Annotated in this window: 12 protein-coding genes and 1 pseudogene; 5 read left to right on the plus strand and 8 right to left on the minus strand. The window is 25.3% G+C overall.

Annotation, left to right across the window (positions count from 1 at the left end):
• Positions 1-20: 20 nt before the first annotated feature.
• Both OC701_RS01365 and OC701_RS01370 read left to right on the plus strand, forming a co-directional pair.
• Complete coding sequence (locus OC701_RS01365) at positions 21-188, plus strand: hypothetical protein (protein ID WP_304514319.1); 168 nt, start codon at positions 21-23, stop codon at positions 186-188.
• Positions 189-705: 517 nt separating this feature from the next.
• Positions 706-1,380 carry a hypothetical protein gene (locus OC701_RS01370; RefSeq protein WP_304514320.1) on the plus strand — a complete coding sequence of 225 codons (675 nt, stop codon included), beginning with the start codon at positions 706-708 and terminating at the stop codon, positions 1,378-1,380.
• A 45-nt stretch (positions 1,381-1,425) separates the two neighbouring features.
• On the opposite strand, the gene uvrB is transcribed toward OC701_RS01370, so the two are convergent.
• From uvrB to OC701_RS01395, 5 genes are all read right to left on the minus strand, one after another.
• Positions 1,426-3,387 (minus strand): excinuclease ABC subunit UvrB, encoded by a 1,962-nt coding sequence (uvrB, locus tag OC701_RS01375; protein WP_304514321.1) that lies wholly within the window; start codon positions 3,385-3,387, stop codon positions 1,426-1,428.
• Positions 3,384-6,218 (minus strand): excinuclease ABC subunit UvrA, encoded by a 2,835-nt coding sequence (uvrA, locus tag OC701_RS01380; RefSeq protein ID WP_304514322.1) that lies wholly within the window; start codon positions 6,216-6,218, stop codon positions 3,384-3,386. Before uvrA ends, uvrB begins: the two co-directional genes overlap by 4 nt.
• Positions 6,219-6,267: 49 nt before the next feature.
• Positions 6,268-7,908 carry an excinuclease ABC subunit UvrC gene (gene uvrC, locus OC701_RS01385; protein WP_304514323.1) on the minus strand — a complete coding sequence of 547 codons (1,641 nt, stop codon included), beginning with the start codon at positions 7,906-7,908 and terminating at the stop codon, positions 6,268-6,270.
• A gap of 934 nt (positions 7,909-8,842) precedes the next feature.
• Positions 8,843-8,983: a hypothetical protein gene (locus OC701_RS01390; protein WP_304514324.1), complete on the minus strand. Its 141-nt coding sequence runs from the start codon at positions 8,981-8,983 to the stop codon at positions 8,843-8,845.
• A 32-nt stretch (positions 8,984-9,015) separates the two neighbouring features.
• Positions 9,016-9,246 (minus strand): hypothetical protein, encoded by a 231-nt coding sequence (locus OC701_RS01395; protein WP_304514325.1) that lies wholly within the window; start codon positions 9,244-9,246, stop codon positions 9,016-9,018.
• A 1,418-nt stretch (positions 9,247-10,664) separates the two neighbouring features.
• Here OC701_RS01395 and OC701_RS01400 point away from each other — a divergent pair.
• From OC701_RS01400 to OC701_RS01410, 3 genes are all read left to right on the plus strand, one after another.
• Complete coding sequence (locus OC701_RS01400) at positions 10,665-10,874, plus strand: hypothetical protein (RefSeq protein WP_304514326.1); 210 nt, start codon at positions 10,665-10,667, stop codon at positions 10,872-10,874.
• A gap of 719 nt (positions 10,875-11,593) precedes the next feature.
• A complete protein-coding gene (locus OC701_RS01405; RefSeq protein ID WP_304514327.1) occupies positions 11,594-11,725 on the plus strand; it encodes a hypothetical protein in 132 nt (43 codons plus the stop codon).
• 1,262 nt (positions 11,726-12,987) lie between these two features.
• A complete protein-coding gene (locus OC701_RS01410) occupies positions 12,988-13,845 on the plus strand; it encodes a hypothetical protein (RefSeq protein ID WP_304514328.1) in 858 nt (285 codons plus the stop codon).
• Between the two features lie 67 nt (positions 13,846-13,912).
• On the opposite strand, the gene OC701_RS01415 is transcribed toward OC701_RS01410, so the two are convergent.
• The 3 genes and pseudogenes from OC701_RS01415 to OC701_RS01425 all read right to left on the minus strand — a co-directional run bounded on the left by OC701_RS01415 (position 13,913) and on the right by OC701_RS01425 (position 16,960).
• Positions 13,913-14,047: a hypothetical protein gene (locus OC701_RS01415; protein ID WP_304514329.1), complete on the minus strand. Its 135-nt coding sequence runs from the start codon at positions 14,045-14,047 to the stop codon at positions 13,913-13,915.
• A 191-nt stretch (positions 14,048-14,238) separates the two neighbouring features.
• Positions 14,239-15,955 (minus strand): annotated as a pseudogene (locus OC701_RS01420) (reverse transcriptase domain-containing protein).
• A 555-nt stretch (positions 15,956-16,510) separates the two neighbouring features.
• Entirely contained in the window at positions 16,511-16,960 is a 450-nt protein-coding gene (locus tag OC701_RS01425; RefSeq protein WP_304514330.1) for a 5'-3' exonuclease H3TH domain-containing protein, read from the minus strand.
• Between the last annotated feature and the right edge of the window lie 35 nt (positions 16,961-16,995).

Below are 16,995 nucleotides of genomic sequence, written 5' to 3' on the forward strand. Positions count from 1 at the left end.
GGAGTAAAACTGGATCTGGAATGATCCAGTTAATCGTCCTCCCTAGAACAAGGTTAACGACCTTGATAGGGCGAAAGAAGTTAGTAATTTATGGTTTATCAATAAATTATGGCAAGCCGGATGCTGGAAAACTTGCTTTTGTGATTTTTTTAAATAAGAATAGTTGCGATAGATATAATAAAAAATAAATCAGGTTTTCAAAACGCAAATAATCTATCCTTATTAATTAATAAATTTGAGATAAAACGTTATTTTATCAATTTTTACTATCATTAAACAAAATAACTATAATTAATAACGTATAAAAGTAATCATAATAAATAATAATATTTTTCATATCATTTACAAATAATAAATAATGATATCATTAACTTATCTTTATGTAGTTAACAATTTTTTATATTAGAAGTTATTCACATTGATATATAAAACATATAAATACTAAATAAATTTTAAGATAAAGATTGCCTCGTATTAATGTATTTTATTTTCAATTTAGAAAAATAAAGACAAAAGAACAATAAAAAAAATAATTCAAAATTAATAACGAAAGATATTAATAGTAATCCAAAAATAGATCAATTATTACATCTACATCTTAAACGGCAAATATATTTTATTAAGTAATAATTTAATAACATATAAGAAAAAATTATCTTTATTTTAATTATTTTTTACTTTATTTCGGAGCGGAAACAAAAATAAATGACATTAAATTTTAATAAAAATATTTCATTTTTTAGTTTATTTTTTTTATTTTGTATTATTATTGTTTTAATAAAATTTTTTTTAATTCAGGATACTAATGTAAGTGATAATTATCATTTACATCAAATTTTAAAAAACGATTCAATTGGAAAATCAAATAATACAAAAGAAAAAGATATTATTTCATCAGATTTTTGTAAATTTAAAATTAATCCAAAAGATTTTGAAATAATACAAACATATATATTTTCCAATAATTATTATGATAAATTATCTATTATAAATAAAATAACTAACGAAGAACAAAAAATAATTGAAAAAATTAAAAATAAATGGAATTTTGTTTTAGAAACTAAAATAAAAAGAGAAAAAAATATTAATGATTTAGATATAAAAATTAATAATTTAATTAAAAAACAAGAATTAATTCAATCACAAATTGAAGTATTAGAAAATCAATTTTTCTCAAACCCGAATTCTTTAAAAGGAAAAGAAAAGTTATTGCATCAAAAAAAAATCAATGATTTAAAAGAACAATACTGTTTCAATCAAAATCGTTATCAAAAATTTAAACAAATTAAATTTAATTTTGTCGAAAATTGTAACAAAATAATAGAAAATCAAAAACATAAATTAAAAATAGAATTGTATTCTTTTTATGAATTAATGTAAAGTATTATAATTTTATATAATAAAATAATTCTTATAATAAAAGAATTAAATTATTTTTTCAGTGATAGATATAATTAAATCTCTATAAAAAATGGCTTTATCGAAATCTAATCTTTTAACGGCTTCTTTCATTAATTTTTTTAACTTAATCAATTCTTTTTTAGTAACATTTTGCAAATCGATATTAATATCTTTCATAAAATTTTTTTGAGAATTATGATGAAAATTAGTAATATTTATTTTTTTATTAATAATCTGAGGATTAACATTATATTTTTTATTGTATTCTTGTTGAATGATTCTGCGTCTGTTGGTTTCGGAAATAGCTGTTTTCATAGCGTTAGTAATATTATCCGCATACATGATTACTTTACCTTGAATATTGCGAGCTGCTCTTCCGATAATTTGAATTAAACTACTTTCGTTTCGTAAAAATCCAGCTTTATCAGCATCTAAAATAATCATTAAAGAAACTTCAGGTAAATCTAAACCTTCTCGTAATAAGTTTACTCCGATTACACAATCATAAATACCCATACGTAATTTTTGTAAAATTTGTAAACGTTGTAAAGCTGGTATTTTGCTATGTAAAAAAGTAACTTTAATACCCATTTTTTTTAAATAAAAACTTAAATCTTCACTAAAATTCATGCTAATAGTAGTTATTAAAACTTTTTCATTTTCACTTTGCCTTTTTTTTATTTCCTCCAATAAATCATTCATTTGATTTCGGGTAGATCTAATTTCAATTTGAGGTTCTAAAATGAATGTTGGTCTAATTATTTGTTCTACTATAGGAATATTTTTGGTTAATTCATATTTTCCTGGTGTTGCAGATAAATAAATTATTTTATCTATTTTCTGTTCGAATTCTTTAAACTTTAACGGCCTATTGTCTAAAGCACTTGGCAAGCGAAAACCGTATTGAATTAATTTTTGTTTTCTCGAATAATCTCCGAAAAACATACCTTTAATCTGCGGAATAGTAATATGAGATTCATCAATAATAATTAAAAAATCAGAACCAAAATAATCAATTAAGGTAGTAGGGGGTTCTCCTTTTTTTTTTAAAGATATATGTCTCGAATAATTTTCGATACCCTTGCAATAACCTAATTCTGTCAGCATTTCTAAATCATATTTAGTTTTTGTTTCTATTTTTTGAGCTTCTAAAAGTTGATTTTGAGATTTAAAATATTTAATTCGTTGAGTTAATTCTTTTTTAATTCTTTTAATACTTTCTTTTAATTTGGTAGGATTGGTAGTATAAATGGAAGCGGGAAAAATAATTACTTTAGTTAATTCTTCAATAACATTTCCATCCGTTATATTAAAAAGTTGAATCTTTTTAATTTGATCATCGTCAAAAATTAAACGAATTGCTTCTTTTTTGATATTAGAATTAATAAGATCTAAAATATTACCATGAACACGAAAATTACCATTGTTTAATTGCGAATCATTTCTACAATATTGTAATTCTATTAGTTTTTTAAACAATTGAGCCATAGGGTAATTTTGATCTTGATATAAATATAAAATAGAATTTTTATAATCTTCTATATCGCCTATTCCAAAGATACAAGATACTGATGATACTACAATAACATCGTCATAATTAATTAAAGAGTTAATAGCGTTATGACGTAATTCTACTATTTCTTCGTTAATAATTTTTTCTTTTTCAATATAAAGATCACGAGATACAATATATGATTCTGGTTGATAATAATCATAATAAGAAATAAAATATTCAACTTTATTATCAGGAAACATTTCTTTTAGTTCATTAAAAATTTGTCCTGCTAAAGTTTTATTATGTGCAATAATTAAAGTTTTTTTATTTAATTGATTAATAATGTTGGCAATAGTAAAAGTTTTACCAGTACCTGTAGCTCCTAAAATAATTTGTTCTTTTTTATTTATCTCAAAATTTTTTAATAGTTCTTTAATGGCTTGAGGTTGATCACCACTTGGTTTATATAAGCTTTTTAATTTAAATTTCATATTAAGATTTTATTCCTTATTTTTTTTAAATATTGACCAGTATAGCTATTGGAATTATTCATAATCTCTTCTATATCTCCTTTGGCTATAATATAACCACCATTTAACCCTCCTTGCGGTCCTAAGTCGATTATATAATCGGCATTTCGAATCACATGTATATTGTGTTCTATCATAATTATTGTGTTTTTTTGATTAACTAATTTTCTTATTAAGGAAATTAATTTTTCAATTTCAAAAAAATGTAATCCTTTAGTAGGCTCATCTAATATATAAATATTTTGAGAAAAATTATTTTTATATATTTTTTTGATTAAAAATAATCTTTGTTTTTCGCCATCTGATAAAATGTTTAATTTACTACCTAGTTTTAAATAATTTAAACCTATATTTATTAATAACTCTAAAACAATCTTAATTTTTTTATGATTTTTAAAAAAAATATATGCTTCAGATACATCCATATCATAAATATTAGCAATAGTTTTATTTTTATATCGAATAGTTAAAGTCTCAAAATTGAATCTTTTCCCTTTACATTGATCGCAAGGGACTATAATATTAGGTAAAAAACCCATAAATATTTTTTTAAAACCTTCTCCGAAACAAGAAGAACAAACAGCAGAAACAGAGTTTAAAACAAAACGCCGTTTATTATAACCTTTAGCTCTCGCTTCAGGAGATTGAGCAAACAAATTACTAACAATTTCCGAAATACCTAAATAATGGATCAAATGATATTTTGACTTTTTATCAAAATTTTGCGATTCTATATGAATAATATTTTTAAAATTATTTTGATTTTCTGCAAATATAACCTGATTCATCATAGATATATTTGGTTCAGAATTTTTAATTTTCATTAAACCTTTATATATAACTTCGTTAAGTAAAGTTGATTTTCCTGATCCGGAAACTCCAGTAATAACAACAAATAAGTTTAAAGGAATATTAAGATTAATATTTTTTAAATTATTAGCACAAGCGTTTCTTATTTTCATATAATTTGAAGACGATATTTGAGGTTTTAAACTATCCTTCGAATAAGAAATATTTTTTAAATATTTACCTGTTAAACTATGTTTATTTTCTAAAATATTATTTATAGATCCGCAGGCTACAACAGTACCACCTTTATTACCACCTTCAGGACCTAAATCAATTATATAATCAGCAGATAATATAATTTCTTGATCATGCTCTATTATTAATACAGTGTTGCCAAGCTTTACTAATTTACGAAAAATTTCAATTAATTGAATATTATTATAAGGATGTAAACCTGTAGATGGCTCATCAATTATATATATAACTCCTGTCAATCGAGAAGCAAGTTGATTAATTAATTTAATTCTTTGTATTTCGCCACCTGATAAATCAGAAATACTTCTATTTAATTTTAAATATTCTAAACCTAATTTCTTCAACAAATTTAAACGTTGCTTAATAGCTTCTAAAGCATTTTGAATATTGATTTTTTCTAAAGAGCTTAAGTTAATATTTTCTATAAAATTTAATAATTCATAAACAGTTAAATCGGTTAATTCATAAATATTTTTATCATTAATCTTATAAGATAAAGCATAATTATTCAATCGAGTTCCAGAACAATTAGGGCATGTAAAAGAAGATTTAAATTTATTTAACCAATTTTGAATATTAATATAATTAGAAAAATTTTTTTGATAATATTCAAGAATAGGGATAATACCAAGAGGAAATGTTACAGCTTCATCAGATAATTTTTCAGGACCATATAATAAAATATTTATTATAGATTTGCTCATTTGCTTTAAAGGAAGATGGATATCAATTTTATATTTATTGAAAAATTTTTTTAAATTATCTTGAAGATTTTTTGTTGAATAATCATTTTTAAAAGGCAATATACCTCCATTTGAAATAGATATATTTTTATCTAAAATTAATTTTTCATCAAAAATCAGTATATTACCTAAACCTTGACATTTATGACAAATCCCTCTTTTTTTATAAAAAGAAAATAAATTCATTTTATTTTCTAATTTAGTTAGAGAATTTTTACCATCATTATAATTTAAATCAAAAGTCAATATTTTTTGATTAGACAGCATAATTAATATTTGATTTTTGTTAAATTTTATAGACAATTCTAAAGCCGAATTCAAACGATCTTTGGTTTGATCGCCAACATTAAAATGATCAATAACTAGAAAAATGTTATTTAATTCATTTTTTTCTAAATCATTAATTTCTTTCATATTATTAAAAATAAAAAATCGATTATTAATAAAAAAATGATTATAACCTTCTTTAATCAAATTTAAAATTGTTTTATGAGATATTTTTGTTTGATTTTCTTGAAAAGGAGATAAAATTATAATCTTTTGGTTTTTAAAATCGTTTAATAATTTATGAATTATTTGCTCTATATTATATTTTTGATAAGGATGATTGTTTTGTGCATCATAAGACACGCCAATATGTGCATAAATTAATTGTAAATAATAATAAATTTCTGTAATAGTGCCAACAGTATCTTTGGAATTATTAATAATTTTTTTTTGTTCGATACTTATTACTGGAGCCAAACCTGAAATATAATTAACATTTGTTTTTTTCGTAAATTGAAAAAATTTACGATCATAAAAATTTAAAGATTCTAAATAAATTCTTTGACCTTCCTGATATAAAATATTTTTCACTAAAGAAGTTTTGCCTGAACCCGAAATTCCAGTAAAAACCACTAATTTAAATTTAGGAATTTCTACATCAATATTTTTTAAATTATTTTCTCGAGCACCTTTTATTATAATTGCATCTTTTAAATTACTAAAATTTGTATTATTCATAAATATCCTTTAATACTGCATAAAAATTAAATATTTTCTATTTTTTATATTAAATAAAATTATTCATTTTTATTTTATTATTAATTTTTCTATGAAAATTAATAGTAAAATTATGAACTTCTTCACTTAAATGAAATAAAAAACGAAATAAAAAACTTTTTTTATTTAATAAAATTTCTTTATTTGACAAAATTAAACTTTCTAATTGATGATAATTATTTTTTTTCAAAGCGCCTAAATTGAATTCTTGTATTAAAGTTTTTAAAATTTTTCTACTAATATTAAATTGCCCTATACCGCCATCAACTAAAATTAAATCTGGTAAAGGCAAATTAAGATTAATTAATCTTTGATATCTGCGTTCAATAGCTTCTGATAAAGAATTATATTCATTCGGATCAGATTGTTTAATACGAAAAGCACAATAAGATTTTTTTTGTAATTGATAATTTTGAAAAACAACTACACCACTAACAAAATTTTTACCAAAAGAATGAGAAATATCGAACACTTCAATATAATTAATATTTTTTTGATACAATTTTGATAATTCATTTAAAGCTATAATTGTATCATCTATTTTAGCTCGATACAATAAATTGTATTTATTTAAATTTTCTTCGGCATTTTTTTGGGCTAATTGTTGTAGTTTTTTTTCTTCATTATTAAATTTTAATAAAAACTTAGTATTAATTAATTTTTTTATTTCTGGATTATTTGAAATTAAAGATGGATTTAAAATAATTTTTTTAGGTAGCAAATTGTTCTCATAATATAAATGTAAATAAGTTATCATATTATCAATTGGATCATTAATATATTCTAATATTATTTGATGATGTTCTCTAATTTTGCCTTGATGCATTTTAAAAATATAAAGAGAAATTTCATTTTGATTAAAACAAAAACCAAGAATATCACAACTTAAATGACTTTTTAATTCAATAACTTGTTTAATAATAATATTTTTTAAATGTTCTAAAATTTTATAATATTCCTGAGCTTTTTCAAAATTTAACATTTTAATAGCTATTTTAATTTCATTTTTAATTTTTTGTAAAATATTTTTATTTTTACCTTTTAAAAAATCCTTAATTCCTTTAATATTTATAGAATAATCAATAGATTTATTTTTTTCAGGACAACAAGGCCCTAAACATTCATTGATTTGATAATAATGACAAGGTTTTTGAGGAATCGGTTGGCAACGTCTTAAAGGATAAATTTTATGTAATAAACGAACTGTTTCTTTCATACTATTATTATAAGGATAAGGACCAAATATTGTAGCATTTTGAGGGATGTTTTTATAATAAGAAATTTTTAAACGTGGATGTTTTTCGTTAGTAATTTCAATATAAGCATAATTTTTATCATCTAATAATTTAAAATTATATTTCGGAATATGTTTTTTAATTAAATTAGCTTCTAAAATAAAAGCTTCTAATTCATTATTAGTAATAATATATTCGACATCACATATTTCTTTAATCAAATTAAAAGTTTTAGAATTATGATTTTTAGAATAAAAATAACTTTTAATTCTTAAAAATAAATTTTTAGCTTTTCCGATATAAATTATATCATTGTAACAATTTTTAAATAAATAACAACCAGATTTATTAGGAAAGTTAATAATTTTAGTTAACAAAAGATTGTTAATTTGATTTTTTTGCATTTTTAAAGACATATTTTTATTATGACCATATTTCAAATCTTTTTAAAAAATTTTTCAATAATTTTAATTTTATAAAAACAGTATAATTTATAGATTAAAATTTATTTTTAATTTTTAAATAAAAAAGTTTTGATATTTTTTAATATAAGTGATTATTAATTTTATAATAACTTAAAAATAAAAAAAGGGCAAGTTTTTATGAAAAAATATTTTTTTTAGTTAATAAATAAAAAATAGATATATAAATTTATATTAATAAAAACCAAATAATGAAAATAAATCCTCATTTTAAAAAAAATTATAAATATAATTTATAGAATTAACACACATTAAATATAAATTATAACAATTCAAATGCTGGAACAATGTTCGCCCATAATTCAGAAGAAGGGATTTTTTTAATAAACAACCAAAATATAAATTCGATTATTACAAAACAAATGATTTATTATTTATAAAAAAATATGGTTAAATTAATTTATTATTTTAATAAATTTTTTTTATTTTCTAAATTTTAAATTGGGGAGAGTTATAAAATTATTAACAAATTATTTAATTCTAATTATTTTTTAAATATAAAAATTATCTTATATGTTTGTTTATTATTTTGTTATCCATTTTTAAATCAAATATCTTGTAATAACAATTATTTGATGTTAATAAAATATGATTTCATTTATATTAATGAAAATTGACAACATATTTTCCAATATTCTTGGTCTAATTGTTTTATTTTCCTTAAATTAACTTTTAATAATATTAAAACAATTTTATATTAAAATATTTATAAAAGTCATAAAGTTATATAATCTAACTTATTTTTATAAATATTTTTTTAAATTATTACAATTTTATTTATTATAAATTAATCTTATTGGTAGTTTAGAAATAAATTTCATTTTAATAACGGTTTTTGTCATTCAGTTCTATCACAAAATCCCCCCATCTAAAATGAATGAACAGATTTTCTAATTTTTTGATTTTGATTGCTATTTTCTTGATTTTTAAGATCTAATTTTGTCTGAATATTTTTAATTTCTTTTTTTAAATTAGTTATTTCGATTTCAGTTATTTTTTGACTATTCAATAACTCTTGTGTTTTTAATTTAAGATCATTTTCTAAGGATTTTTTTCTAATTGAAGTTGTAAAAATTTAGATTTAAAATCTTTTTTTTCTTTTTGCAATAAATTTAATGTTTCCTTCAATTCTGCTATTATCTTTTTTTGAAATTCAATTTCTAATCGATTAAATATTGTTTGTTTTATATTTTGTTTATTTTTTTTAACTTCATCTCTAATACTTAATTTTTTTAACCAAAAAATATACATATTAGAAGCTCCATTGCTCATATATTGTAAATCTTCTAGAGAATAAATATCATCTTTTTGATCTCTTTCTCCGGTAATAATATAAATTTAGAAATATTATCTTAAATAAATTTGCAACCCCAATTATATTTTTTTAAGATATTGAGTTTATTTCTTGAATTTTAAATAAAAAATTTTAATAATAAAAAATAAAATGCAAATATATTAGATCGGAAAATATAACAAAAAATTAGAACTTATTGATTAAAAAAAATTAGAACAAATAATATAATATGAAAATAAAATATCAATATTGTAAAATTTCAAAAAATTATTTTTTCTCAAAAAAATTTTAATTTTTTTAAAATGAAATTGAAAATAATTAATTAAAATTCAATTTAAACAAACTTAATTATTTATCGTTATTGATAATTTGATTATAAACAGCTAGATTTTTATCAAATTATAATAATTAAAGATTTTATTATCCTATAAGTATTAAATCTTTTATTTAAGCGAAACAAACTTATTAAGAATGTATAATATATTTTTAATTATTGAATACCAAAATAAAAATTATAAATAATTTATGTAATTATAAAATTTTATTTTTAATTTATATCCATTAAAAAATTTGACTGAAATAACATTATCTTTTATTATTATACAAGAATCATTTTTTATTATGATCAAATTATATATAATAAAAAAAATAATCTTAATACCGCTTAAATATTAAATATTTTGGTATTTTCTCGAATAAGAAAACTCTAAAAATTATGTATACTTATATATGGCTATACATTTTTTATTATGTATAGTACATTTAAAAAAATTATATTTAGAAAGAGTGCGCAAAAGATACCATAAATTCAATAGATTAACGTACTATCATAGTCGGAATAAGGGCGCCAAAGATGCCTAAATTTCGTGCTATTTAACCAATAGCCAGGGTCGATAAACCCTGAAAGGACATGGTTGGTCTGACAAACTAAAGTAGGTTAGATTAAAGCAGACCATAAAAGCGGGTTGCGACGAAAGCAAATTAGTCAAGACGACTCCGCCACCGAATAATTCTATGGAGAAGCCTGCAATGGCCTAAGAAGGAAAATTGATGTAATGACTAAACCTGTCTCGGAAGTTGCTTAAACGGATAGTCCAGTGTCTATCAATATTTATTATTCGTATTGGATAGTTTATCAAAAAAGAAACCTGGAATCAGCCTCCGAAAGAGGATACTTCCCCTAAAGAATTAAGGTAGAAATTTAGTGTAACTTGGAGAATCCTAAAACTAAGTAATTAAGTTTACTAATCCAGAAATAAAGCCCGGATGGTCAAGGATAAAGAATCTTTTTAGTAGTCGTAAGGGTAAACCTAGATTTGGAATAATTTAGTTAATCGTCTTACCGAGAAGAGAGTTAATCACTCTTATAGGGCGAAAGAAGAAAGTAATTTGAATTATGGAAAGCCGGATGCTTGGAAACTTGCTTGTCCGGTTTGGACGGGGGCTGATTGTAAATAAAACAGCAAAGACAAATCGCTGCATAAAACGCAATCAATCTATCCGTATTACTATGAGACCGCATAAAAATCGCAAGATGGGCTTGGTCAATTCACTTGAAAAAGTAATGGGCAACAGCGGGCGCCAAAGAGGCCTAAATATCGTGTGATTTTACCAATCACCAGTGCGATAAACACTGACAGGATAAGAACGGTTCTTGAAAGGAAACCATCAAGAATTACAGCAGTTCTTAAAAGCGGGTTGCGATGAAGTAGTTAGTCAAAAAGACACCGCCACCGAATGATTCTACGGGTAAGCCTGAAATGGCCTAAGAAGATAAGCAGATGTAATAACAAAACCTGTCTCGCAAACTACTATAAGCGAGCAGTCCAAAAATCTACCAACGTTTGCTGTTGGGAGGTAGTTTATCACTTAACCAACCTGGAATCTCACCATGAATAAAATGGTTACTTCCCCTAAGGAATCAAGGTTGATATTTAGCGTAACTTGGAGAATCCTAAAGGCGAGTTATTAAATTAACGAATAACGAGATTAAAGTCATTATAGCCCAAGGAGAAAGCGACTTCTTAGTAGTCGGAGGAGTAAAACTAGATCTGGAATGATCCAGTTAATCGCCCTCCCTAGAACAAGGTTAACGACCTTGATAGGGCGAAAGAAGTTAGTAATTTATGGTTTATTCAATAGGATCAAGTATCTCTAAGTTTTTGTCAAACTTGAAGATCATTTAAAATCGTTCAATATGCAACAATAACTGAAATGTAGGATGAATAACTTATGTGCTATTTATCTAAAAAGGTTATCCTATATAATCAGAATAAACAACTAATGAGTGGTGACATAACGTTAGTCCTCGGAAGAGGGTGAATTATGGCAAGCCGGATGCTGGGAAACTTGCTTGTCCGGTTTAGAGGGGGGCTGTTTGTAATAGATAACTGGTTGATAAATCCAGTTATTAAAACGCAAATAATCTATCTCTATAAAAGCATGAAAGCGATGTGAGAAAAAATAATTTCAAAAGCATTCGCAAGGTCAGCAGTCATGGAAAAGGTGAAAATCCCTAAACGGTTAAATGTTGTAATAAATAAACCTCAATAGCTTATTATTGTCACCAAAAAGGCCTAAATATCCTGTGATTTTACCAATCACCAGTGCGATAAACACTGACAGGCTAAGAACGGTTCTTGAAAGGAAACCATCAAGAATTACAGCAGTTCTTAAAAGCGGGTTGCGATGAAGTAGTTAGTCAAAAAGACACCGCCACCGAATGGTTCTACGGGTAAGCCTGAAATGGCCTAAGAAGATAAGCAGATGTAATAACAAAACCTGTCTCGCAAACTACTATAAGCGAGCAGTTTAGAGGCTATCGATATATGATATTCGTATTAGATAGTTTATCACTTAACCAACCTGGAATCTCACCATGAATAAAATGGTTACTTCCCCTAAGGAATCAAAGTTGATATTTAGCGTAACTTGGAGAATCCTAAAGGCGAGTTATTAAATTAACGAATAATGAGATTAAAGTCATTATAGCCCAAGGAGAAAGCGACTTCTTAGTAGTCGGAGGAGCAAAACTGGATCTGGAATGATCCAGTTAATCGTCCTCCCTAGAACAAGGTTTAACGACCTTGATAGGGCGAAAGAAGTCAGTAATTTATGGTTTATCGATAAATTATGGCAAGCCGGATGCTGGGAAACTTGCTTGTCCGGTTTGGATGGGGGCTATTTGTAATAGTTATCAGAAAGACAAATTCTAAGATCGAAACGCAAATAATCTATCCATATTAAGCTAAGAGATCTAAGACGCTTAATTTGATAATCTTTCTCAAATTAAGATTATTCCCCTAGTCAATCCTTTAATGGAAAAATTAGAAAACAAAAAACGTTTTAAAGATTTAAATATTATTTAAAGATAAAACGTAAACCGTACCTAAAACTGCACGTAGAATTTATGAGTAACTTTGATCTCCCTAAAAGCACCTACTTAGGGTTAAAACTAGCAGCGCTAGGCTCAAGGGAAAAGCGAAACTTAGAGTAGTCGTCGGTTTCATCCTCAAATTGGAATATTTAAGGCTAACCCGACCTAGGCGAAGGGTAATAACCTTTACAAGGCGAAAGAGTTTCAATATCTGATATCAGATATTAGGCGCCGGATGCTTGGAAACTTGCTTGTCCGGTTCTGTGAGGGGCTAATTGCGAATATGAAAAAGTTATTATAGTTTTTTCTAAACCGAATTAATCTATCTCGATTATTTTAATTAATGAAACTTATTAATAAATTTATAAATATATTAATAATAACTATTATTCTAGTAGTAATTTGTAATTCATATAATATAATCAATAAAAATAAAAAATATAATTCTAAAATCGTAAACAAATCAGATGATCATTATGATAATAATATGTATAAAAATAATTTAAATCCCATTTATAAATCAAATACTTATTTATCTAAAAAAAACAATTTTGATTCTCAATCAAATAAAAAAACAGATCATCAAAATAATATATTTCCAAAAATTATACATAAATATCTTTATAATAGAAAAAATGAAAAATTCGAATTATACACTTCATCCTACTATGATGACCAATTTAAATTATTAAAAAAAATTTTATTTCAAGAAAATACATTTTATACTTATCATTATAATGTAAAAAACCAATTAGATTATCGTATAAAACATTATAATGAACCTTTTATTCCTGAAACGCCTGATCAACAAGAAATAGATAGTAAATATTTTTATAATAATAATCAATTAGTGGAAATTAAAGATAAAAATGATAATACAAAAGTTGTTTATAAATATGATGATCAAAATAGATTAACTAAAAAAATTAAATTTTATATAAATTATAACGGAGATTGTTACCAAAATATTTTTATTTATGAATATAACAAACAAAACCAAAAGATTTTGAAAACATATAAAGAATTAATAAAACCTAACAAAGGAATATTTCGTTTCTTTAAAAAACAAAAACATATAAAATGTAATATGTCTCATGAATATTACTATGATAATGAAAAACAAAAAAAATTAAAAATTTTTCATTATGACAAAAAAAATAGTATCTTTAAATATGAATATAAAAATTTTCTAATAATATAGTAATTATAAAAAGATAATCTAAAATACAATAATTAAATATAATATTTTATATTAATAAAAAAACAAATTATAATTTTTCATTATTATAATTTGTTTTTATTTTTTTATTGTATAAACGATTTAAATTATATTTTTTACAAAATTTTAACAATAAATTTAAATTAATTTCTTCTTTATAAGTTTGTGTATAATCAAAAGACAAAGGAACATCTTTATCAATAGTTATTAATACGGATAGATTAATTGCGTTTTATGCAGCGATTTGTCTTTGCTGTTTTATTTACAATCAGCCCCCGTCCAAACCGGACAAGCAAGTTTCCAAGCATCCGGCTTTCCATAATTTACTCTCTTTCGAGAACTAATTTCTCCTCACGGTTGATTAGTTATTTGTTCTTATCGTTCTTTGTTTCTAATATCCTGTATTTGTTGATTTGTTACCTTTCGATGACAATTCTTACACAGTACTTTAGTTCTTCTATTCATGATACTTTTACGATTCGCCTTGCGAATTGTGCCAATATGATGAATTTGAAGTTGGGATGTTTTATTGCAATTCTCACAACGTTCCGCCTTTAGACGGTCAGTTAAATGGGTACGACCTTGGAATATATACTTATTGATGGTAATATCCGGGTTTCCCTTGTAATTACGCATTGTCTTAATTTTGTTCCAAGAGTAAACATCCCATGGTTCGTAATGGGTTTTCCCTTTATTAAGATAAGAAATCCCCTAAGTTGAACCAATTTTACATTTCATTCGAACTCTAGCAATTGACGTTTTCCGTTTCCTTGCTAGTGTTTTCAAACAGCTGTATTCAGCTAGATAATTTAGATGAGTTAAAACACCAAGATTGTTAGCTAAACAGAAGTATCGGATAATTCCTCTGATAACTGTTTTATAGGTCCGGATTATTTCTAATTCGTCTCTATCTGCTAATGTTTCGTCGTGTTTCACCTTTCCCTTTTTTAACCAATTATATTCATATCTGTATTCTTTGGCTTTCGCTTGGGAATTTGGATTTGAACTCGCCTATTTAAGGAATTCTTGGTAGTTTTCCTTTCCCGAGTTTTATTGGTAGAGTTAACCTTTATCATGTAGGATAGAAACCTCGTTCCTTTGTTGGCTTTAACAATTTTTGATTTATTCTTACTGATGGTAAGCTTTAAATCTTGTTCTAACCATTGTGTAACTTGGTTCTTGATACTGCGTGCCTTACTGTATTCCCCCTTGACGCCAATGATAAAATCATCAGCATAACGGATGTATTCAATTCTCGTCTTTGGGTTTAAATTGATATACCTATCAACCTCCAGTTTTTGGTGCTGGTTTTTAAGCCATGCTTTCTTATATTCTGGGTTATCCTTCCTAATTGGTTTCCCTTCTTTAATCAGTTTCTCCATTTTTAAGTCGATATAATGTAAATATACATTTGCCAACAACGGAGAAATTATTCCTCCTTAAGGAGACCCCGATAAAGATTCGTACTTGATGTCATCCTTCATGAAACCGGCTTTCAGCCATTTGTTAATGGTTGCGAGCGTTTTATTCTTTTTGATGAACTGATTTAAGGTTCTCATTAGAATCTCATGATTGATGGTATCAAAATAGCCTTTTAAGTCGATTTTGACAAGATAATCTATTCCTTTAATCTTTGTTTGACCCGTTTGATAGCATCATGACCAGATTTTTTGGTTCTAAATCCAAAGCTCCATTCTGAGAAGATATTTTCGAAATAAGGAGTTAAGAGTTGTTCCAGGCATTTTTGTATCAATCTATCTTTGATGGTCGGTATGCCTAAGGGTCTGGTTTTTTTATTATCTTTAGGAATGAAGATTCTTTTAACTGGCTTTGGGTGGTAACCATTATTGACGTATTCCAGATGGTATCTTTCTAATCTTTCCAGATTGATTCCATCAATGGTTTTATTGTCGATACCGGGTGTGCCCGCCCCTTTGTTGGTGGCAATCTTGTTGAACGCCATTAATGTGTTATAAAAGTTATTCATTCCTTGCTGGATTTCTCTTTTTAAGGAGTAGCTGTTTGATGAACAATATTGAATCTTATTCAATGTTCGCAAAAGTTTAGTTTCTGGTGAAACTGTTGTTGACATAATTTATCAACTCCTTTCCCGATACCATTGAATAAATAGTAAATTACTTTCTTCTTTCGCCCTATAAGAGTCATTAACTCTCTTCTTGGTAAGACGATTAACTAAATTATTCCAAATCTAGGTTTACCCTTACGACTACTAAGAAGATTCTTTATCCTTGACCATCCGGGCTTTATTTCTGGATTAGTAAACTTAATTACTTAGTTTTAGGATTCTCCAAGTTACACTAAATTTCTACCTTAAATCTTTAGGGGAAGTATCCTCTTTATAGAGGCTGATTCCAGGTTTCTTTATTTGTTAAACTATCCCATACGTTTGTTATATATTGATAGCCTCTGGACTGTCCGTTTAAGCAACTTCCGGAGCAGGTCTTAATGTTACATCAATTTCCTTCTTAGGCCATTGCAGGCTTCTCCATAGAGTTATTCGGTGGCGGAATCGTCTTGACTAATTTGCTTTCGCCTCAACCCGCTTTTATGGTTTGCTCTAATCCGACATTCTTTCGTTTGTCCGACCGACCATATCCTTTCAGGGTTTAACTGCCCTGGCTATTGGTTAAATAGCTCGAAATTTAGGCCTCTTTGGCGCCCACAAACGATTAATATTAATTCTATCACGAAATGGTTCTATTTTGTTCCTCAAATTATCAGGAATTTGTTTTAAATTAATTAACAAATTATCTAAATTATGAAATTTATGCAACAATTTAAGAGCAGTTTTAGGACCAATACCTGGAATACCTACAATGTTATCAGAATTATCTCCAATCATACTTTTAAAATCAACTATTTGTTCAGGTTTTAACTGATATGGATAGATTATTTGCGTTTCGATCTTAGAATGGTCTTTCTTATCTCTATTACAAATAGCCCCCATCCAAACCGGACGAGCAAGTTTCCCAGCATCCGGCTTTCCATAATTTATCGATAAACCATAAATTACTAACTTCTTTCGCCCTATCAAGGTCGTTAACCTTGTTCTAGGGAGGACGATTAACTGGATCATTCCAGATCCAGTTTTACTCCTCCGACTACTAAGAA

Origin of the sequence: Candidatus Phytoplasma bonamiae (assembly GCF_030586845.1) — a bacterium.
GTDB lineage: Bacteria > Bacillota_I > Bacilli_A > Acholeplasmatales > Acholeplasmataceae > Phytoplasma > Phytoplasma bonamiae.